This window comes from Nocardioides sp. GY 10127 (assembly GCF_004919085.1).
Lineage (GTDB): Bacteria > Actinomycetota > Actinomycetes > Propionibacteriales > Nocardioidaceae > Nocardioides.
Genome location: NZ_STGL01000003.1, coordinates 540,138 through 560,546 on the forward strand (window position 1 = coordinate 540,138; position 20,409 = coordinate 560,546).

At 73.5% G+C, this 20,409-nt stretch carries 20 protein-coding genes; 5 read left to right on the plus strand and 15 right to left on the minus strand.

The window, feature by feature from the left end; all coding sequences use genetic code 11:
- Positions 1 to 161 precede the first annotated feature (161 nt).
- Positions 162 to 554: a tautomerase family protein gene (locus tag E8D37_RS06110; protein ID WP_136568851.1), complete on the plus strand. Its 393-nt coding sequence runs from the start codon at positions 162 to 164 to the stop codon at positions 552 to 554.
- Positions 555 to 572: 18 nt separating this feature from the next.
- Here the strand turns inward: E8D37_RS06110 and E8D37_RS06115 are convergent, their stop codons facing one another.
- Together E8D37_RS06115 and guaB are read right to left on the minus strand one after the other, a co-directional pair.
- On the minus strand, positions 573 to 932 hold the full coding sequence (locus tag E8D37_RS06115) for a DUF1801 domain-containing protein (RefSeq protein WP_136568852.1): 360 nt from the start codon (positions 930 to 932) through the stop codon (positions 573 to 575).
- Between the two features lie 13 nt (positions 933 to 945).
- The gene (gene guaB / locus E8D37_RS06120) at positions 946 to 2,448 is read right to left on the minus strand and encodes an IMP dehydrogenase (protein ID WP_240770217.1); all 1,503 of its coding nucleotides are present in this window, start codon (positions 2,446 to 2,448) and stop codon (positions 946 to 948) included.
- Between the two features lie 187 nt (positions 2,449 to 2,635).
- Between guaB and E8D37_RS06125 the strand changes: the two genes are divergently transcribed.
- Positions 2,636 to 3,265: a vWA domain-containing protein gene (locus E8D37_RS06125; RefSeq protein WP_136568854.1), complete on the plus strand. Its 630-nt coding sequence runs from the start codon at positions 2,636 to 2,638 to the stop codon at positions 3,263 to 3,265.
- 96 nt (positions 3,266 to 3,361) lie between these two features.
- Positions 3,362 to 4,954, plus strand: coding sequence for a hypothetical protein (locus E8D37_RS06130; protein ID WP_136568855.1), 1,593 nt, complete (start codon positions 3,362 to 3,364; stop codon positions 4,952 to 4,954).
- 38 nt (positions 4,955 to 4,992) lie between these two features.
- Here E8D37_RS06130 and E8D37_RS06135 read toward each other — a convergent pair whose 3' ends face one another.
- From E8D37_RS06135 to groES, 3 genes are all read right to left on the minus strand, one after another.
- The gene (locus E8D37_RS06135; protein ID WP_136568856.1) at positions 4,993 to 5,901 is read right to left on the minus strand and encodes a GNAT family N-acetyltransferase; all 909 of its coding nucleotides are present in this window, start codon (positions 5,899 to 5,901) and stop codon (positions 4,993 to 4,995) included.
- 206 nt (positions 5,902 to 6,107) lie between these two features.
- Positions 6,108 to 7,727, minus strand: coding sequence for a chaperonin GroEL (gene groL / locus E8D37_RS06140; protein ID WP_136568857.1), 1,620 nt, complete (start codon positions 7,725 to 7,727; stop codon positions 6,108 to 6,110).
- A gap of 85 nt (positions 7,728 to 7,812) precedes the next feature.
- Positions 7,813 to 8,106, minus strand: coding sequence for a co-chaperone GroES (gene groES, locus E8D37_RS06145; RefSeq protein WP_136569072.1), 294 nt, complete (start codon positions 8,104 to 8,106; stop codon positions 7,813 to 7,815).
- Positions 8,107 to 8,332: 226 nt separating this feature from the next.
- Here groES and E8D37_RS06150 point away from each other — a divergent pair, with 226 nt between their 5' ends.
- Together E8D37_RS06150 and E8D37_RS06155 are read left to right on the plus strand one after the other, a co-directional pair.
- Positions 8,333 to 9,523 (plus strand): class I SAM-dependent methyltransferase, encoded by a 1,191-nt coding sequence (locus E8D37_RS06150; RefSeq protein WP_136568858.1) that lies wholly within the window; start codon positions 8,333 to 8,335, stop codon positions 9,521 to 9,523.
- Between the two features lie 123 nt (positions 9,524 to 9,646).
- Positions 9,647 to 10,012 (plus strand): hypothetical protein, encoded by a 366-nt coding sequence (locus E8D37_RS06155; protein ID WP_136568859.1) that lies wholly within the window; start codon positions 9,647 to 9,649, stop codon positions 10,010 to 10,012.
- Between the two features lie 161 nt (positions 10,013 to 10,173).
- Here E8D37_RS06155 and E8D37_RS06160 read toward each other — a convergent pair whose 3' ends face one another.
- The 10 genes from E8D37_RS06160 to E8D37_RS06205 form a co-directional block, all read right to left on the minus strand.
- A complete protein-coding gene (locus E8D37_RS06160; RefSeq protein ID WP_136568860.1) occupies positions 10,174 to 10,764 on the minus strand; it encodes a hypothetical protein in 591 nt (196 codons plus the stop codon).
- A 269-nt stretch (positions 10,765 to 11,033) separates the two neighbouring features.
- Entirely contained in the window at positions 11,034 to 11,663 is a 630-nt protein-coding gene (locus tag E8D37_RS06165) for an MBL fold metallo-hydrolase (RefSeq protein WP_136568861.1), read from the minus strand.
- Positions 11,663 to 12,763 (minus strand): S-(hydroxymethyl)mycothiol dehydrogenase, encoded by a 1,101-nt coding sequence (locus tag E8D37_RS06170; RefSeq protein ID WP_136568862.1) that lies wholly within the window; start codon positions 12,761 to 12,763, stop codon positions 11,663 to 11,665. The genes E8D37_RS06165 and E8D37_RS06170 overlap by 1 nt, the downstream gene beginning before the upstream one ends.
- 141 nt (positions 12,764 to 12,904) lie before the next feature.
- The gene (gene tsaD, locus E8D37_RS06175) at positions 12,905 to 13,984 is read right to left on the minus strand and encodes a tRNA (adenosine(37)-N6)-threonylcarbamoyltransferase complex transferase subunit TsaD (protein ID WP_240770218.1); all 1,080 of its coding nucleotides are present in this window, start codon (positions 13,982 to 13,984) and stop codon (positions 12,905 to 12,907) included.
- Positions 13,985 to 14,041: 57 nt separating this feature from the next.
- A complete protein-coding gene (locus tag E8D37_RS06180; RefSeq protein ID WP_136568864.1) occupies positions 14,042 to 14,488 on the minus strand; it encodes a GNAT family N-acetyltransferase in 447 nt (148 codons plus the stop codon).
- A complete protein-coding gene (gene tsaB / locus E8D37_RS06185) occupies positions 14,485 to 15,123 on the minus strand; it encodes a tRNA (adenosine(37)-N6)-threonylcarbamoyltransferase complex dimerization subunit type 1 TsaB (protein ID WP_136568865.1) in 639 nt (212 codons plus the stop codon). The genes E8D37_RS06180 and tsaB overlap by 4 nt, the downstream gene beginning before the upstream one ends.
- Before the next feature lie 679 nt (positions 15,124 to 15,802).
- Entirely contained in the window at positions 15,803 to 16,546 is a 744-nt protein-coding gene (locus E8D37_RS06190; protein ID WP_136568866.1) for a lytic murein transglycosylase, read from the minus strand.
- A 4-nt stretch (positions 16,547 to 16,550) separates the two neighbouring features.
- Positions 16,551 to 17,462, minus strand: coding sequence for a phosphate ABC transporter ATP-binding protein (locus E8D37_RS06195; protein WP_136568867.1), 912 nt, complete (start codon positions 17,460 to 17,462; stop codon positions 16,551 to 16,553).
- Between the two features lie 189 nt (positions 17,463 to 17,651).
- Complete coding sequence (locus tag E8D37_RS06200; protein WP_136568868.1) at positions 17,652 to 19,223, minus strand: substrate-binding domain-containing protein; 1,572 nt, start codon at positions 19,221 to 19,223, stop codon at positions 17,652 to 17,654.
- Positions 19,224 to 19,380: 157 nt separating this feature from the next.
- Positions 19,381 to 20,409: a sortase gene (locus E8D37_RS06205; protein ID WP_136568869.1), complete on the minus strand. Its 1,029-nt coding sequence runs from the start codon at positions 20,407 to 20,409 to the stop codon at positions 19,381 to 19,383.

The window sequence follows — 20,409 nt, forward strand, 5'->3', positions numbered from 1 at the left end:
CGGGCCGTCCGACCGGAAGCGGCGGCCACTCCTGCCAGGGGCTCCCGGCGGCTGCTCCCGACTGCTGGTCCCGACTGCTGGGGTGGGCTGCCCCGCGGTGCGGCCACGGTCACACCCGGGTGGGCGGCACGACTGCGGCCCCCGCGGGGAAACGTGGAGGCATGCCACTCGTACGCATCGAGCTCGTCCAGGGTCGTACCGACGGAGAGGTCCGCGCGCTCGCGGACGCCGTCCAGGAAGTCATGGAGGACGTCTTCGCCGCCCCCGACGGCGACCGCTACCAGGTGATCACCGAGCACCCGCCGGGGCGGATGATCCTCGGCGACAGCGGCCTGGGGATCGACCGCGACCCCGACGGGGTGGTGCTGGTCCAGGTCCTCCAGCAGGGGCGGGACGCCGAGCAGAAGACCAGCCTCTACACGGCGCTGGCGCAGCGGCTGGAGGAGAAGGCCGGCGTCCGCCCGCAGGACCTGGTCGTCGCCGTCTCCCTCAACGGTCGCGAGGACTGCAGCTTCGGCCACGGCCGCGCCCAGTTCCTGACCGGCGAGCTCTGAGCCCGGCCCACCGTTCCGTCAGCCTCCGGCCACCTGCTCCACCCGGAACGCCACGATCCGGCGGACCAGGTCGGTCGGGAGGTCGCGGTCCAGCGGGAGCTGCACGGAGCCCTTGCCCTGCTTGTACTGGCTGAGCTCCGCGGCGAACGCCTCGTGCCCCGAGGGCGTGGCGTAGAGGCCCACGTGCCGGGCGAAGCCACCGACGTAGAGCAGCGGCTTGCGCCGCAGCTTCCACCCCACGAGGCCGTAGGAGAACGACTCCACGGCCTCCGGGGCGAGCTCGGCGACGATCGACCGCACCTCCTGCACGCGCGGCAGGACCCGCGCGTCGAGGTCGGCCAGTCCGGCCAGGTACTCCTCGACGCGCGGGTCCGTCACGGCGTGTGCGGGCTCAGCGGCCCGTGTAGTTCGGCGCCTCGACCGTCATCTGCACGCCGTGCGGGTGCGACTCGGTGAGCGAGGCCTGGGTGATCCGGACGAACTTGCCCTTCTCCTGGAGCTCGGGGACCGTCCGCGCGCCGACGTAGAACATCGACTGGTTCAGGCCGCCGATGAGCTGGTGCGCCACGGCGGCCAGCGGACCGCGGTAGGCGACCTGACCCTCGACGCCCTCGGGCACGATCTGGTCGTCGCTGGTGACCTCGGCCTGGAAGTAGCGGTCCTTGGAGTAGGACTTCTTGCCCCGGCTGCTCATCGCGCCCAGCGAGCCCATGCCGCGGTAGGCCTTGAACTGCTTGCCGTTGACGAAGACGAGGTCGCCCGGGGACTCCTCGCAGCCGGCCAGCAGCGAGCCGAGCATGACGGTGCTGGCGCCCGCGACGAGAGCCTTGGCGATCTCACCGGAGTGCTTCATGCCGCCGTCGGCGATCACCGGGATGCCGGCCGGCGTCGCCGCGAGCGAGGCCTCGTGCACGGCGGTGACCTGCGGGACGCCCACGCCGGTGACGACGCGGGTGGTGCAGATCGAGCCCGGGCCGACGCCGACCTTGACGGCGTCCACCCCGGCGTCGACGAACGCCTGGGCGCCGTCGCGGGTGGCGACGTTGCCGCCGATCACCTGGACGTGCTTGGTGGCCGGGTCCGACTTCAGGCGCCGCACCATGTCCAGCAGCATGCGGACGTGGCCGTGGGCGGTGTCGGCGACGAGGACGTCCACGCCCGCGTCGATGAGCGTGGTCGCGCGCTCCCAGGCGTCCCCGAAGTAGCCGATGGCCGCGCCGACGAGCAGGCGACCGCTGGCGTCGTAGGACGCCTTGGGGAACTGCTCGCCCTTGACGAAGTCCTTGACCGTGATGAGCCCGGCGAGCTTGCCCTCGGCGTCGACCAGCGGGAGGCGCTCGCGCTTGTGCTGACGCAGCAGCGCGGTGGCCTCCTCCTTGCTGATGTCGGCGGGGCCGGTGAACAGCGGCTGGGCCGTCATGACCTCGGAGACCTTGGTCGTGGCCCACTCCGCGACCGGGGTGAAGCGCAGGTCGCGGTTGGTGATGATGCCGATGAGCGTGTTGGCCGCGTCGACGACCGGCAGGCCCGAGACGCGGTACTGGCCGCAGAGCTTGTCGAGGTCCTCGAGCGTGGCGTCCGGGCCGATGGTCACGGGGTTGGAGATGATCCCCGTCTGGGTCCGCTTCACCATGTCCACCTGGTACGCCTGGTCCTCGATGGACAGGTTGCGGTGCAGGACGCCGATGCCGCCCTGGCGCGCCATGGCGATGGCCATGCGGGACTCGGTGACGGTGTCCATCGCCGCCGAGAGCAGGGGGACCTTGAGGCTGATCTCGCGCGTCAGGCGCGAGGTCGTGTCGATGTCCGAGGGCGCCAGGTCCGAGTAGCCGGGCAGCAGCAGGACGTCGTCGTAGGTCAGGCCGAGGGTCGCGAACTTCTCACCGAGCTCCACGCGGGCAAGGCTACCCGCGCACCCGGCCCATCCCCGCATCGCTCGCGCCGCCCCCACGACCGGGAGGACGCGACGTCACGGTCTGTTCACCCCGGCGGGCCCGCACGCACGATCACCGGCCGCGTCGGGGTTTCCCTGTCATACTGGCCCGGTACGACAGCTCCCGGCCCCGACGAGGAGACAGCACGTGGACCACGCAGCGCCTCGAGGCTCGCTGCGCGCCGACGCGGGCGCGCCCGCCACGGGCTGGATGCCCGACAGGGCGCGCGGGCGGACGGCCGCGGGCGCCGTCGTCCTCGCCCTCGACGTGAGCGGCTCCATGCACGGCCACCTCCTGCGCCAGGCCCAGCACGGGAGCGAGCGGTTCCTGCGCGAGGCCACCGAGGGCGGCTACCTCGCGGGGCTGCTGCTGTGGTCCGGGGACGTCGAGGGCGAGAGCGCCCCCGCCGCGGAGCCCGACCCGGCCCTCCGACTGCTGGCCACCGCGACGGCGGGCGGGATGACCGACGTCGTCCCCTGCCTCGAGCGGGCGCACGCGCTGCTGGCGGCCGCCCCGGCCCGGGACCGCGTCCTGGCGATCTTCTGCGACGGGGACCTCGGCCCCCTCGAACCGGCGCAGCAGGCGGCCGCCCGCCTCACCGACGCGGGCATCCGCATCCTCACCTGCGGCCTGGGCCGACGCAGCGCCGAGTCGCTCGCGGCCATCTCCACGGAGGAGGAGGACGTCGTGCGCACCGCCAGCCCCTCGTCCATCGGCCTCTCCATCGCCCGGATGACCTCGGGCCTGCACCTGGTGGACGGCCCGGACCGGCCCTGATCCGCTCGTGATCCCCGCGGGTGGCCGTGGGCGCCCCGGGCCGCTCGATCCGGGCTCCGCAGCCCCGTCGTGCCACCATCGGCCCGTGAGCCGCCCGTGACCACTCCCCCTCACCACGCCCGGGCCCGCGCGCTGTGGGCCCGCGTCGTCGGCGCGGTCTCCCATCCCGCCGCCCCCTGGGTGCTCGCCGCGTGGGTGGTGGCCGTGCGGCTGCTCTCCCTCGCGCTGGTCCTCCAGGCGGACGAGGCCGGCTTCACGCTGGTCGCGCGCTCGTGGGACCCGCAGCCGGACAGCCTCTACGGGCCCTACTTCGTCGACCGCCCGCCGCTGGTCATCGCGCTCTTCGGTGCGGGCGACGCCCTCGCCGGCACGCACGCGGTCCGCGCGCTGGGCGCCGTGACGTCCGGGCTCGCGGTGCTGCTCGCCGCACCCGCAGGCCGCCTGGTCGCGGGAGCCGGCTCGGGCGGGTCCTGGGCCGACGACCGCCCGACCCGGACCGCCGGCGGCTGGTCCGCGCTCGTCACGGCCGCCGCCCTGAGCACGCCGCTGCTCGACGTGGCCTCCACGAAGGGCGAGGTGCTCGCCGTCCCCTTCCTGCTCGCGGCCGCGGTGCTGGGCCTGCTGGTGGTGGGCGTGGGCCCGCACCCCCCGAGCCGCCCGGTCACGGCCGCGCTCTCCCTCGTCGCGGGCTTCTGCGCTGGTGTTCCACTCGGCCTGAAGCAGAACCTGGCGGGCGGGCTGGTGCTGCTGGCCGCCCTGGGGGTGGCCGCGGTGGTGTCCCGGCGGATGTCGGTGCGCCGCTTCGTGGTCGCGGCCCTCGCGGCGCTGGCCGGAGCCGCGCTGCCGATCGGTGCCCAGGTGGCCTGGGCGCTGGGCTCCGGCGTGCGGCCGGGGACCCTGTGGGAGACCGTCTACGGCTTCCGTGGCGAGGCGGCGACCGTCCTCGCGGCGCAGCCCTCCGACGCGCCGCTGACCAGGGCGGGCATCCTCGTGCTGGCGGGGCTGCTCGCCGGGCTGGGGCTCGTCGTCGGCGGGTTCGTGGCGAACGCGCGCGGCGAGTGGGCCCGTGACCCGGTGGTGACCAGCGCGATCGCCGCCCTGCTGGCCTGGGACGCGGTCTCCCTCGTCCTCGGCGGCTCCTACTGGCGCGACTACCTCTTCCCGCTCGTGCCGGGCGCCGCGCTGGCGACCGGCCTGCTGGCGCGTCGGACCTCCCGGCGCGGCCGGTACGTCCGGGTCACCGCGGTGGTCGCCGCGCTCTCCTGCGTCGTCTCGCTGGGCGTGTGGGGCGCCCGCGCCGTCGCCGCGCGCGGCACCACGCAGGAGTGGGCCACCGGCGAGGCCGTCGGCGCCGCGGCCCAGCCGGGCGACACGATCACGGTGTACGGCGGTCGGGCGGACGTCGTCCTGGCGAGCGGGCTCGACGCCCCCTACCCCTACCTGTGGTCGCTCCCCATGCGGGTGCTCGACCCCGACCTGGGGCAGCTGCGGCGGCTCCTGACCGGCCCGGACCGGCCGACGTGGGTCGTCCTCGAGGTCCCGCTGGACGCCTGGACGCCCGGCCCGGGGGCGCGCGTCCAGACGGTGCTCGACCGCCGCTACTCCCCCGCCGGCGCGGGCTGCGACGACGTCGCCGTCTACGTGCGGGACGACGTGCAGCGACCGGCGCTCCAGCCGCACTGCCCCTGACCCGGGCCCACTGAGCCGGGCCCCTGACCCGGCCGGGGTCAGACCAGGGGCTTGAGGTCGCGCACCGGGACGCGGACGGTGAGCACGTCGCCGGCCATCCGGATGCGCCCGCGCAGCCCCGCCGCGAGCACCATCGGCAGCACGGCCTGGTTGTCGGAGCGGGTCGTCAGCACGATCTCGTTGGCGCCCAGGCCTCGGGCGATGCGGCCGGCGTCGACGAGCAGGCGGGTGCCGATGCCGCGGCGCTGCCAGCCCGCGTCGACGCGCAGGGCGACCGGCCGGACGTCGTCCTCCTCGGCCAGGGGGTCCTGCACCGTGGCCAGGCCGACGACGGCGCCGTCCACGACGGCGGAGACGGAGTCGCCGTCGGGCAGGAAGCTCGGGGTGGCACCGCTGCCGAGGCGGCGGTGGGAGGAGGACGCCGCGATGGCCGCGCTCTCCTTGCTGCGCTGGAGCACGTCGCTGACGAGGTCGGCCATCGCCAGGCCGCGGGCGCGCTCGATGTCGGTGAACGGGACGGGCCGGCGCACCTGCACCTGCACGTCGCCCACGGTCATCTCCATGCTGTCCAGCGGCGGGCCGTCGTCGTCGCGCGGCTCGGTCTCGGCGTCGAAGAGCTGCGCGACGACCTCGGGGAAGCTGTTGGGCCGGGCCAGGATGCTGCGCGCGGCCTGCACGAAGCGGGTCGGCTGGTCGGTGAGGGCCGCCTCGGTCACCGACTGGGTCGTGAGGTGGTGCCAGCCGGAGGAGGTCACGAGGTCCGCCACCCCGGTCTCCGACCAGGTGTCGTCGGTGGCGAGGACGAGCTCGTCGGTCACCTCGTCGTTGCCGGGGAACACCTGGACCCGGCGGATGTCGACGCCGGCCTCGGCGCAGCGCTGGGCGAGCGCGGCGAGGGCGCCCGGGCGGTCGGGCAGGCTGGCACGGACTCGCCACAGCAGCGTCATGGGGGAACTCCTGGCTCGAGGGACGGCTCATTCTCCCCCACGCGCGCCGGCAGGCCTCGCCGCACCCCGTGTGACGTGCGACGGAGGGCCGACACGGCCCTGGGAGGCCCTGTCACCGGTCGCCTCCCGACGCGCGACGGCCCGCCCCGGCAGGAGCCGGGACGGGCCGTCGTGAGGGCCGGCAGCGGGTGCCGGCGGAGGGTGGCTCAGTGGCCGTGGCCGTGGCCGGCAGCAGCCGGCGCGGCGTCCTCGTCCTCGGGCTTGTCGACGACGAGGGTCTCGGTCGTCAGCAGCATCGCGGCGATGGAGGTCGCGTTGACGAGGGCGGAGCGGGTGACCTTGACCGGGTCCAGGACGCCCTGGGCGACCAGGTCGCCGTACTCGCCGGTGGCGGCGTTGTAGCCGTTGCCCACGCCGAGCTCGCGCACCTTGGTGACGACGACGTAGCCGTTCTCGCCACCGTTCTCGGCGATCCAGCGCAGCGGCTCGTCGACGGCCTTGCGGACCACCTTCACGCCGACGGCCTCGTCACCGGTGAGGCCGAGCTCGCCGTCCAGCGCGGAGACCGCGTGGATGATCGCGGAGCCACCGCCGGGGACGATGCCCTCCTCGATGGCGGCGCGGGTCGCGGAGACCGCGTCCTCGATGCGGTGCTTCTTCTCCTTCAGCTCCACCTCGGTGGCGGCGCCGACCTTGATCACGCACACGCCGCCGGCCAGCTTCGCGAGGCGCTCGGAGAGCTTCTCGCGGTCCCAGTCGGAGTCGGTGTTCTCGATCTCGGCCTTGATCTGCGCGACGCGGCCCTCGACGGCAGCGGCGTCGCCGGCACCGTCGACGATGGTGGTGTTGTCCTTGGTGACGACCACGCGGCGCGCGGTGCCCAGGACCTCGAGGCCCACCTGGTCGAGCTTGAGGCCGACCTCGGGGGCGACGACCTGACCGCCGGTCAGGGTCGCGATGTCCTGCATCATCGCCTTGCGGCGGTCACCGAAGGCCGGGGACTTCACCGCGACGGCGTTGAACGTGCCGCGGATCTTGTTCACGACCAGGGTCGAGAGCGCCTCGCCCTCGACGTCCTCGGCGAGGATGAACAGCGGCTTGCCGGTGCCCATGACCTTCTCGAGCAGGGGGAGCATCTCGGCGACCGAGCTGATCTTGCCCTGGTGGAGGAGGATGTAGGGGTCGTCGAGGACGGCCTCCATGCGCTCCGGGTCGGTCACGAAGTACTGCGACAGGTAGCCCTTGTCGAACTGCATGCCCTCGGTGAACTCGAGCTCGGTACCCATCGAGGAGGACTCCTCGACGGTGATCACGCCGTCCTTGCCGACCTTGTCGAAGGCCTGGCTGAGCAGGTCACCGATGTGGGTGTCGCGGCTGGAGATGGTGGCCACGGAGGCCATGTCCTCCACCGACTCGACCTCGCGGGCCGAGGCGCGCAGGGCCTCGCCGACGGCCTGGGCCGCCGCGTCCATGCCGCGCTTGAGCGCCATCGGGTTCGCACCGGCGGCCACGGCGCGCAGGCCCTCGTGGACCATCGCCTGGGCCAGCACGGTGGCGGTGGTGGTGCCGTCACCCGCGACGTCGTTGGTCTTGGTGGCGACCTCCTTCGTCAGCTGGGCGCCGAGGTTCTCGAACGGGTCGTCCAGCTCGATCTCACGGGCGACGGTCACGCCGTCGTTCGTGATGGTGGGGGCGCCCCACTTCTTGTCCAGGACGACGTAGCGGCCCTTGGGGCCGAGCGTCACCTTGACGGCGTTGGCGAGGGCGTCGACGCCGCGCTCGAGCGCGCGGCGGGCGTCCTCGTCGAACTCCAGGATCTTGGGCATCTCAGTGCCTCCTAGTCACTCGGTGGTGTCGTGGTTGACGTGCCTGGCGCCCGGCGGCAGTGCCGCCGGGCGGGTGCCAGGTGCGTCAGCCGACGACCGCGAGGACGTCGCGGGCGGACAGGATCAGGTACTCGGCGCCGGCGTACTTGACCTCGGTGCCGCCGTACTTGCTGTAGATGACCTTGTCGCCGACCGTCACGTCGAGCGGGACGCGGTTGCCGTTGTCGTCGATGCGACCCGGACCGATGGCCAGGACCTCGCCCTCCTGGGGCTTCTCCTTGGCGGTGTCCGGAATGACCAGGCCGGAGGCGGTGGTCTGCTCGGCGTCGAGCGGCTTGACGACGATGCGGTCCTCGAGGGGCTTGATGTTGACCGACACGGTGTCGACCTCCACTTTCTTGCACACGGATGTGAGTTGTTCACGTCAGGTGCCTGCGAGCCCTTCGGCGCGCCGTCGCGGGGGTCGCACCGAGTCGCAAGCATTGGCACACTCGGCATGAGAGTGCCAGAGGAGAAACTAGCACTCACCCCCAGTGAGTGCCAGACACTCGCCGTCCCGCGCACCGGCCTCGCGGCCCTCGGGGCCCGGGTGCCAGGATCTGCGGGTGGATCTCGACGACCTCGCCTGGCTCCTCTCGGACGACGGGCAGCTGCTGCTCGCGGAGGCGACCGCCCTCGTCGACGCCGAGCCCGACCCGCTGCGGGCCCAGACGGCCCTGCGGCGGACCACCGTGCCCGGCGCCACTCCCGACCGTACGTCGCTGGCCCTGAGCCAGGCCGGGCTGCGCCGGCGGGCCGAGGCGAAGCTGGGTGCCCTGGCCGCCCGGATGTACTTCACCCCGGACGCCCTGGAGCAGGCGACCCGGCTCTCCGTCGCCCGGCACCGCGCCGCCCGCCTGCGGGCGTTCGAGGCCGGCACGGTCATCGACCTGGGCTGCGGCATCGGCGGCGACCTCGTCGCCGCCGCCGAGACCGGCGCGCTGGTCGCCGGGGTGGACCTCGACCCGGTGCGGGTCGCACTGGCACGGGCCAACCTGGACGCGCTGGGGCTGCCCGGCGCCGTCCAGGTCGCCGACGCCACCACCGTGGACACCTCCCCCTTCGACGTCGCCTTCGCCGACCCCGCGCGACGCTCGGCCCGGGGACGGTCCTTCTCGGTGGACGACTGGACGCCGCCCTGGCGGTTCGTGGAGGGCCTCCTGCGCCGCGACGCGTGCGTCAAGGTCGCCCCCGGCATCCCGCACGAGCTCGTGCCGGACGACGTCGAGGCCGAGTGGGTCTCCGACCACGGCGAGGTCAAGGAGGCGGCCCTGTGGTCGGGTCGGCTCGCCACCGTCCGCCGCCGGGCCACGGTCCTCGGGGACGGCGGGCTCGCGACCCTCACCGAGGAGGACGACCCGGGCGCCGCGGCCGTGGGCGTCCGCCCGGTCGGCCGCTACCTGCACGAGCCGGACGGCGCCGTCATCCGGGCCGGGCTGGTGACCGCCGTCGCCGCCGCCACCGGCGGAGGGCTGCTGGACCCGCACCTCGCGTACACCACCTCCGACGAGGCGCCGGCCACCCCGTTCGCCCGCGGCTACGAGGTGCTCGAGGAGCTGCCCTACCGCGAGAAGCCCCTGCGCGCCGCCCTGCGCGAGCGGGGCATCGGCCGGCTTGAGATCAAGAAGCGGGGCGTCGACGTCGTGCCCGAGCAGCTGCGCAAGCGGCTCGCGCTCAGCGGGGACACGGAGGGGACGCTCGTGCTCACGCGGGTGGCGGGCGAGGGCACCGCGCTGCTGGTCCGACCGCTGCGCTGACACGGCGCGCGGGAGTGTTCTCCCATGCACGACAGTACGACCACAGCACCGCCACAGCACGGGCGCTGAGACTCCTCTCAGACAGGGTGGCCCGCCGGGCCCCCGACGACGAGGAGGCCAGCCATGAACCGACAGAGTCGTGCGTGCGCCTCCACCGCGGTGGCCCCGCTCGCCCCGGTCGGCTGCACGACGGCCGCCGACGAGCCGGCACCGACGCTGCTGGCGGCCCTGGTCGGCCGTCACCACGGACGCCGCCGCGTCCTCACCGACCTGGTCCTGCCGGACCGCGCCCGGGTCACCGTCCGGCTCGAGCGCTGGGGTCAGCTCCTCATCGAGCGGACGACCGACGTCGGCGCGGGGCGCCGGCAGGTCCGTGTCCCCGTCCCCCGCGACGTCCTCGCCGGGCCCGCGCGGGTCGTCGTCACCGTGGTGGGCTCCAGCGGCCTGGTCCGCGAGACCTTCCTCAAGACGCACGTCCCGGCCCGCTGACCCGGACTCCTGGACCGGGCCGGACGCACGGCAGCGCCGGCCCGGAGGAACCGGACCGGCGCTGGGTGACGGGTGTGGTGTGAGGACGCCCCACCCGGTGGTGCTGGGTTCTACTGAGTGCTGCTGAGTGCTGCTGAGTGCTGCCGGCTGTCGCCGGAGGGTCAGACCGCCGCGGCCGCGGGGGTCTGGGCCGGGGCCTCGACCTGGGCCTTGCGAGCGTGCCGCAGGCCGGCGACGACGAGGACCAGCATGATGCCCGCACCGACGAAGCTGGCGACGGCGGCGTAGCCGGCGACGGTGCCGATGGTGGCGAAGGCGAAGCCGTAGAGCAGCAGGCCGCGCAGGGTGTTGCCCATGAACAGCGTCTGGCGGAGCTGGCCGAGCGCGACGCCCTCGTCGCTGGCCTTCTGCTTGTCGGTCATGGCCAGGTACTGGCCGCTGATCTCGCTGTAGGTCTGGCCGTCAGCCATCTCGTCCATGTGGACGGCGATGTAGTGGTCGGCGTAGGCCCGGGCCTGGGCGCCGGTGGTGAGCGCCTCGCCGGCGTAGGGCGCCAGGGCGTCCTGGTCGGCCTGCGGGAAGTCCGCGTAGGCCTCCTCGGTGGGCATCGTGATGTTCTGGGCCGACAGCTGGCTGTACACCTGGTCACCGATGAACCCGCTGGCCCAGGTGAGCAGGCCGCCCGCGACGAGCAGGACCGCGACGAGCGCGATGCCTACGGTGGAGGCGAACTTGTCGAGCGTGGCGCGCATTGGAATCTCCCTCTCCCTGTGGGCGTGGACTCCGTCGTCCCTGCCCTTCACGTGTCACGTTAGGGAGGGGTCTCAGGACGCTTTCAGGGTCGGATGGGTGAAAGTGAAAGGACCTGGGTCCCACCCCCGCGTCCACGGGGTCTCAGACCCAGGTCCTCGCACTGTCGCCTGACACGTACGTGCAGGTCAGCGCAGTGTCGACACCCTGTCGGGAGAGGCCCGGGGAGCCGCGCCGGCGGCCCTCGTGACGCACCCCACAGGTGCCTGCCTCAGAGCGCCGCCTCGATCCCGGCCCGCTCGGCGCCGATCGTCGTGTCGTCGCCGTGACCGGTGTGGACCACCGTCTCGTCCGGCAGCGCCAGGAGCTTCTCGGCGATGGAGCGGACGATGGTCGGGTGGTCGCTGAAGGAGCGACCGGTCGCACCCGGCCCGCCGTGGAAGAGGGTGTCCCCGCTGAAGACGCAGCCCAGCGTCGGCGCGTACCAGCAGACCGCCCCCGGGGCGTGCCCCGGTGTGTGCAGCGCGGTGAGCGTGGTGTCCCCGACGGTGAGGGTCATCCCGTCGGCCACGTCCACGTCCCACAGGTGGTCGGTGTGGACGAGGTCCCACAGCGGCTTGTCGTCGGGGTGCAGCAGGATCGGCGCGCCGGAGCCGCCGTTGGCGGCCTCGCGCAGCGCCGGCGCCATCCGGCTGTGGTCGTCGTGGGCGTGCGTGAGGACGATCGCCTTGAGCGTCCGCTCCCCCACGACGTCCAGGATGGCGCTGACGTCGTGCGGGGCGTCGAGCACGATGCACTCGACGTCGTCGCCGACGACCCAGACGTTGTTGTCGACGTCGTAGGTCTGCCCGTCGAGGCTGAAGGTGCCGGAGACGACGGCGTGGTCCACGCGCACCGGCATCAGAGGACCACCACGGACCGCAGCACGTTGCCACCGTGCATCTTCTCGAACGCGGCCTCGACGTCGTCGATGCCGATCTCCTCGGTCACGAACGCGTCGAGGTCGAGGCGGCCCTGCGTGTAGAGGTCGACCAGCATCGGGAAGTCGCGGCTGGGCAGGCAGTCGCCGTACCAGGACGACTTGAGCGCGCCACCGCGGCCGAAGACGTCGATGAGGGGCATGTCGGGGACCTTCATGTCCGGCGTGGGCACGCCGACCAGGACGAGCACGCCGGCGAGGTCGCGGGCGTAGAAGCCCTGCTTCCAGGTCTCGGGGCGGCCGACGGCCTCGACGACCAGGTCCGCGCCCTCGGCACCGTCGTAGTAGCCGGCGCAGATCTCCTTGATCGCCTCGACCGGGTCGACCTCCTTGGAGTTCACCGTGTGCGTGGCGCCCAGCTCCTTGGCCTTGGCCAGCTTCTTCTCGTCGATGTCGACGGCGATCACCGGGCTGGAGCCCGCGAGCGCGGCGCCGGCGATGGCAGCGACGCCGACGCCACCGCAGCCGATGACGGCGGTGGAGCGGCCGCGGGTCGCGCCGCCGGTGTTGATCGCCGCGCCGATGCCGGCCATGACGCCGCAGCCGAGCAGGCCGACGGCGGCCTTGCGGGCCTCGGGGTCGACCTTGGTGCACTGGCCTGCGGCGACGAGGGTCTTCTCGGCGAACGCGCCGATGCCCAGCGCGGGGCTGAGCTCCGTGCCGTCCTCGAGGGTCATCTTCTGCTTCGCGTTGTGGGTGGCGAAGCAGTACTGCAGGTCGCCGCGCTTGCAGGCGCGGCACTCGCCGCACACGGCGCGCCAGTTCAGCACCACGGAGTCGCCGACGGCGACCTCCGTGACGCCCTCGCCGACGGCCTCGACGACGCCCGCGGCCTCGTGCCCGAGGAGGAAGGGGAACTCGTCGTTGATGCCGCCCTCGCGGTAGTGCAGGTCGGTGTGGCAGACCCCGCAGGTCTCCACCTTCACGACCGCCTCGCCCGGGCCGGGGGCCGGGACGTTGATGGTCACGACCTCGACGGGGGCGCCCTTGCTCCGTGCGATGACGGCCTTCACCTGCTGCATGTGCTGGTTCCTCCTGATGCTGGCGGGGTATCGCCTCCAGCCAAGCGGATCAGCGCGCCGGACGGAAGGCACCGTCCGCAGAGTGGTGAACCCGGTGAGACCCGAGCCACCGCCGGTGGACGGCGCCGGCTGCCGGGGTTCTCAGCCGGCGAGGACGTCGGTGACAGGCAGGCTGGAGTCGGCCGGCAGGTCCAGCGAGGACGGCGTCCGGCCGCGGGCCACCATCTCGGCGCCGAGCGCGGCCACCATCGCGCCGTTGTCGGTGCACAGGCCGGGCCGCGGGACACGGACGCGGATGCCCAGCTTCGCGGCGCGCTCCTCGGCCAGGAACCGCAGCCGGGAGTTGGCCGCCACGCCGCCGCCGATGAGCAGGTCCTCGATGCCCTCCGAGGACGCCGCGTCCAGCGCCTTGCGCACGAGCACGTCGCAGACGGCCTCCTGGAAGGACGCGGCGACGTCCGCGACCGGGACCGGCTCGCCGCTGCGCTCGCGGGCCTCGACCCACCGCGCGACGGCGGTCTTGAGCCCGGAGAAGGAGTAGTCGAAGCGGTGCCGCTCGAGGTCGCGGCGCGAGGTGAGGCCGCGGGGGAAGTCGATGGCGACCTGGTCGCCCTCGCGGGCGGCGCGGTCGATGTGCGGGCCGCCGGGGAACGGCAGGCCCAGCACCCGGGCGACCTTGTCGAACGCCTCGCCGGCCGCGTCGTCGATGGTGGCCCCCATCGGGACCACGCCGGCGCCCTCGGGCGTCCCGTCGCCCACGCCGGTCACGTCGGTGACCCGGAGCAGGCTGGAGTGGCCGCCGGAGACGAGCATGGCGATGCAGGGCTCGGGCAGCGCGCCGTGCTCGAGCTGGTCGACGGCGACGTGGCTGGCCAGGTGGTTCACGCCGTACAGCGGCTTGCCCAGGCCGAGCGCCAGGGCCTTCGCGGCGGCGACGCCCACCAGCAGGGCACCGGCCAGACCCGGGCCGTTGGTCACGGAGATCGCGTCGACGTCCCGCAGGTCGATGCCCGCGGTCTCGCACGCCCGCTCGATCGTCGGCACCATCGCCTCGAGGTGCGCGCGCGAGGCGACCTCCGGCACGACGCCGCCGAACCGGGCGTGCTCGTCGACGCTGCTGGCGACGGCGTCCGCGAGCAGGGTGTGCCCGCGCACGATGCCGACGCCCGTCTCGTCGCAGGACGTCTCGATACCCAGGACCAGCGGCTCGTCGCGACTCACGCGGCCCATTGTGCTCGTCCGGCGGTGGGGCGCCTCATCCACCCTCGCCCGCCGCGCTCAGCCCTCGAGCGCGAGCTCGCAGACGACCGCCGTGGCGCCGTCCGCGTAGTAGCGCTTCCGCCGGGCGAGGTCGACGAACCCGTGCCGGGCGTAGAAGGCGCGGGCGCCGTCGTTGTCCTCGCGCACCTCGAGCAGCACCCGGTCGCAGCCGGCTTCGCGGGCGAGCCCGACCACGGCGTCCAGGAGGGCCGTGGCGAGCCCGGAGCGGCGGTGCTCCGGCAGGACCGAGATGCGCTGGAGCTCGGCGACGTCGACCAGGCTCACCACGGCGTGGCCGACCACCTCGCCGTCGGCCCGCGTGGCCACGAGGTACGAGACCGTCGGGACGTCGCCGGACAGCCCGGCCTCGACGAGCCCGTAGGACCAGGCGTCCACGCCCAGGTTGCGCGCCTCGAGCGCCGCCACCGCGGCCGTGTCCGCCGGACCGGCCGGCCGGACGGTCACGAGACGGGCTTGCGGGCGCCCGGCGCCTCGGCGTCCGGGCGACGCAGGTAGAGCGGCTCGGGGTCGAGCAGGCCGACGAGCTCCTCGGTGATGGCGACGGCCATCCAGGCGGCGCTGGGTCGGCGCGGCCCCGCGGTGCGCGCGAAGTGCTCCGGGTAGAGGTCGGCCCCCTCCCCCACGACGAGCGCGTCGGTCGCGGCCGCGGCCGGCTTGACCACCACCGGCCCCTCGACCCGGTTGCCCTCGGCGTCGTAGGAGGCCAGGTAGACCTCCTTGCGCCGGGCGTCGGTGGCCACGAGGAAGGGCTCGGCCACCTCGCCGGTCCCCACGGCCTGCGCGGCCAGGACGTCGAGGGTGCACACGCCGTAGACCGGCACCTGCAGGACGTGGCCGAGCGTCCGCGCGGTCACGAGCCCGACCCGCAGGCCGGTGAACGGGCCCGGACCGACCCCGACACCCACGGCGGTGACGTCGAACCGGTCGGCGCCGGCGTCCGCGAGGACCTTCTCGATCAGCGGGGCGAGCTGCTCCCCGTGCCGCATCGCCACGTCGGCGTCCGCCGAGGCGACGACTCGCTCGCCGTCGTGCAGGGCGGCGGTGACGCGGGGAGTGGCGGTGTCGAACGTGAGCAGCACGTCTGCAGGCTAGGCCCTCGGACGGCTCCTCGACGCACCCGGGCGGCCCCGTGGCCGCGGGACGTCAGACGAAACGACCCCGGGAGCGTCCGCCCTGGATGACGTCCCCGCTGCTGGCCCGGGACGTCATACGAAACGGCCCCGTGAACGTCCGCCCTGGATGACCTCCCCACAGCCGACCCGGGACGTCATACGAAACGGCCCCGTGAACGTCCGCCCTGGATGACCTCCCCACAGCCGACCCGGGACGTCATACGAAACGACCCCGTGAACGTCCGCCCTGGATGACCTCCCCACAGCCGACCCGGGACGTCATACGAAACGGCCCCGTGAACGTCCGCCCTGGATGACCTCCCCACAGCCGACCCGGGACGTCATACGAAACGACCCCGTGAACGTCCGCCCTGGATGACCTCCCCACAGCCGACCCGGGACGTCATACGAAACGGCCCCGTGAACGTCCGCCCTGGATGACCTCCCCACAGCCGACCCGGGACGTCATACGAAACGACCCCGTGAACGTCCGCCCTGGATGACCTCCCCACAGCCGACCCGGGACGTCATACGAAACGACCCCCACACAGACCGCCACGTATGACGTCCCCACCACCGGCGGTGCCCCTGCAACCGAAGTAGGCAAGGCGGTTGGTCAGACACCGCCCACCACCCGCCCCCGGGCTCAGCCGGCGGCGCGCTCGGCGTACTCGAGGGCGGCGGCGTTGACCTGCGCCACGTACTCGTCGGAGTGGTTGTAGCTGTAGACGGCGGCCGTCCAGGCGGCGGAGCTGTCGAGGTCCTGCCCCGAGGCGCACAGGTACCGGGCGGCGGTGGCCGCCGCGTCGTCGATGTCGAGGGGGTCGGCGACACCGTCCCCGTCACCGTCCGTGGCCCAGGGGTCCCACGAGCTCCGGAGGAACTGCATCGGACCCACCGCGTGCTCCCACGTGGTGTCGCCGTGCCACGCCTGCGACTCCGCGTCGGAGTGGATCGCGGCGAAGCCGTCCGTGCCGTCGAGGGCCGGGCCGATGATCGGGGTGCTCGAGCGGCCGTCGGCGTCCAGCGTCCGGCCGCCGATCGTGCCGTGCTGGGACTCCACCCACCCGATGCCCGCGAGGGTCGTCCACCCGACGTTGCAGCCGGCGACGCCACTGATCTGGGCGTTCGCGTACGCGCGCAGGGCCGGCACCGGGATGCCCGTGAGGGCGGCGGTGTCGGCCAGCCAGGCCTGGTCGACCGACTGCGTGCCGGCGCGGGCGGCCGAGCGCCCGACGGCCGTGCGCCCGTCCCCGCCCACCTTCGCGGGCACGGTCTCGCTCACCGGAGTGAGGTCGAGGGTGCGCTCGGGGGCGTAGAGGTGGGTGGCCCCGAACCCGACCGCCGCGACCAGCAGGAGCAGTCCGGCCGCCCGCGCGACCGTGCTCACCGGCTCACCCGAACCGGCCGTTGACGTAGGCGGCCGTCCGCTCGTCGCGCGGGGACTCGAACATGGCCGAGGTGTCGCCGTGCTCGACGATGACGCCGGGCGTGCCGTGGGAGGCGAGGAAGAAGGCGCACTGGTCGGAGACGCGCGCGGCCTGCTGCATGTTGTGGGTGACGATGACGATGGTGACCTCGCTGGCGAGCTCGAGCATCGTCTCCTCGATGACGCGGGTCGAGGTCGGGTCCAGCGCCGAGCAGGGCTCGTCCATGAGCAGGACGCGGGGCTTGACCGCGAGGGAGCGGGCGATGCACAGCCGCTGCTGCTGACCGCCCGAGAGCCCACCGCCCGGAGCGTCCAGCCGGTCCTTGACCTCCTTCCAGAGGCCGCCCTTCGTCAGGCAGGACTCCACCAGGTCGTCCTTGGCCGAGCGGGAGGCCTTGGTGCCGGTGAGCTTGAGCCCGGCCAGGACGTTCTCGCGGATGGACATCGCCGGGAACGGGTTGGGCTTCTGGAAGACCATGCCGATGGCCCGGCGGGCGTCGATGAGTCGCTTCTGGGGCGAGTAGATGTCCTCGCCGTCCAGCCAGACCTCGCCGGCGAGCTGGGCGCTCGGCACCAGCTCGTGCATGCGGTTGAGGATGCGCAGGAAGGTGGACTTGCCGCAGCCCGACGGGCCGATCAGCGCGGTGATGCGCCCGGCCTGCATCGTGAGGGAGACCCGGTCGAGCACCTTGTGCGAGCCGAACCAGGCGGTGATCTCCCGGGCGTCCAGCTCCGCGAGGCCGCCCGACGGCAGCGCCGGCGCGCCCGCACCCGTCCGCGCGGGGGGCGCGAGCGGGGCGTCGAGGGTCACCGGGGAGGCCGGGGCCGCGAGGGCATCCGGCACGGGCGGGAGCACGGTGGTGGCGTCGTCAGTCATGGTGTGGAGGACCTCGGGTGGAGGGGCGCCGAGGCGCCGGGGCATCAGGGTAGGGCGTGGGTCCGACGGGGCCCACGACGCCTCTCGGGCGGCCGCCGTGAGGCGACCGCCCGGGGCGGGTGGTGCGGGTGCAGCGGGTCGTGCGGGTGCGGGCACCGGGGCGGTCGACCCGCCCCGGCACCCACGGCGTCACTTGACGACGGACACCTTGGTGGAGTCCTGCGAGGCCGCGGCAGCCTTGTTGCCGAGGTACGTCGCGGTGAGGGTGGACGTGCCCTTGGGCAGGACCACCTTGGCCGAGGCGGCGCCCTTCTTCAGGGAGAGGGTCGCGACGACCTTCTTGCCCTTGAGGAGCTTCACCTTGCCGGCGACGGTGCCGCTGGTGCGCGACTGGTACTTCACGGCGACCTTGACGGCCACGGCCTTCTTCGAGGCGGCGCCGGCCTTGACCTTCTTGGGCGCGGTCACGGTGGTGACGGAGCGGTCCTGGACCAGCAGCGAGACGGAGTCGCTGGAGGCGGTGAACGCGTCGGCGTCGGTCGGGACGAACGAGGCGGTGACGGTCTGCTGACCGCCCTTGACGCCGGTCAGGGTCGCGGTGGCGACGCCGTCCACGACGTCGGCGGTCACCGAGGTGCTGCCCGCACCGAAGACGACGGTGCCGGCCGGGTCGGCGTCGGTGGCGGTGACGTCGGCGGTCACCTTCACCTTGCGGGCCGCCGGGTTGGTGGCGGTGAGCGCGGTGGCCGTCTCCACGGTGCTCGCGCTGGTGTTCGCGGTGAAGTTGGACGTGGCGGCCTGGGTGGCCTCGCCGCAGACGCCGTCGTCGGTGGTGCGGGCGAGCTGCTCGAAGCCGGCGGCCTCGATCAGGGCGGTGGCGTCGTCGGAGCAGAGGAAGCCGTCCTCGCCGAAGACGGCCTGGATGTCCTCGTCGGCCAGGCCGGAGGCGCGGACGACGTTGTACATGGCGCGCTGGGCCAGGAAGCCGTTCTCCAGGGAGATGACGTCGCCGACCAGCTTGGCGCGACCGGTGGAGAACGGGGCGATCGCGTCGGCGTCGTCCTCGATGTCCGTGGGGTCGTGCTCCTGGGTCTCGGTGACCGTGCCGGCCAGCGTGACGTCGACGCCGCCGTTGGCGGCCTTGAGCTGGGCGAGGAAGAAGGAGCGCGTGCCGGAGCCCGACTGCGGGATCAGCGGGACGATGGTGCCGGCGGTGCCGCCGAGCTCGGACCAGTCGGTGTAGGTGCCGTCGTAGATCCCGACGATCTGCTCCGCGGTCAGCGAGGCGGGCGCGTGGGTGGCCACGTTGCCCGACACGGCCATCTGCAGGCCGTCGACGGCGAAGGGGAAGGCGTAGAGCGAGGCGTTGACCTCGGTGGTCGACAGCGCCGAGGAGGAGCGGGCGAAGTCGATGTCGGCGTTGTCGGTGGCGCCGTAGAGCAGGGCCTTGCCCGCACCGGAGCCGTTGGGGCGGTCGATGTCGCCGGAGGGCAGGGTGATCGTCCCGCCGTTGTCGGCCTGGAAGGACGCGATCCGGCCGGTGGTGAGGCCCGCGTTGTAGCCGGCGACGTCGCCGTAGCCCTCGGCGGCGTAGTGCATCGCGATCTGGGTGGTGTCCGAGCCGACGCCGATGAGGTCGGAGGACTCCGGGGTGAAGGACGGGTCGTAGTCGCCCGTGGCCGCCAGGGCCGGGGTGGCGACGAGCGCGAGGCTCGCACCGAGGACGGTGGCGACGAGGCCGCCGCGGAGGGTCTTGCTCACCAGCATGGTCGTGTTCTCTCTCTGAGTGATCCCTGCGTCGTCCACCGGAGGAGTCGCGGCAGACGAAGGACGGGGAAGAGTGTGACCTGAAAATCCAGGTCAAATCTAGTAAAACGAACTGATTTTCGGATACGTTGGAGGGTTGTTCACCCACGCGTCAAATGACGTTGGGCAGCAACCTGACGACGACGTCGGTGGTGACCCAGGCCAACGCCAGGACGACCGGGGAGGCGACGGTCCACACCAGGGCCGCGGACCACCGCTGACGTGCGGCGATGAGGAGGAGCGCGAGCCCCACAAGCCCCGCGAGGCAGGCGGTGAGGAGCGGCAGGACGACGTCCGCCTCGGTGCCCATCAGCTGCTCGCTGTCGGGCAGCGCGGACGGCAGCCCGGCCGGCGCCGCGAAGGCGTTCTTGGCCTCGGCGTCGACGTAGACCGCGTCCCCGGGGCTCAGCGCGCCCAGCCGCCCGTCGGTGGTGGCCGTCGCCAGGACGACCCGGGCGGTGCCCGCCGTGCGCGCCGCCGGCAGCGGGTCACCCGTGCCGCGGACGTCCAGGACGGTGAAGGTCTTCGTGCCCTGCGCGACCACGACCTGGAAGGTGTCCCCCGGCCGCAGCTGCGCCAGCGCGGCGAACGGCCGGCCGTAGGTCGAGCTGCGGCCCATGATCACCGAGGTGCCCTCCTGCCCGGGGAGCACCGTGTTCCGCTGGTGGCCGGGCCCGGCGAGCATGTCGCCCGAGGCGGTCCCCTCGACGACGACCTCCTCGATCCCCAGGCTCGGGATGCGCAGGAGCGCCACGGGCTCCCCCGGATCCGTCACCGGGCCCACCGGCGCGGTGGCCGAGGCGACCTCGGTGCGGAACTGCTGGTAGAGCAGCGCCTGGTCGCGGTCGTGCCGCAGGGCGCTCAGGCCCAGGAGCTGCACGACCAGCCAGAGGCAGACCAGGCCGATCATCGTCAGCGAGGCCGAGAGGGCCGCCGCGGTGCCGGTCACCGGCGGACGCGGGGGCCGGGAGGCGCGCCGGGCGCGCACGTCCCCCACCCTCTGCAGCAGCCCGGCCGACAGGCCCTTCCACCAGGACGGCTGGAGCGGCCGCGACCACCAGGGCCGGCGCACGCGCCGTCCCTGGCCCGCGGGGGCGGGTGCCGGTGCGTCGTCGGGACGCACGTCGGTGTCCACTGCCAT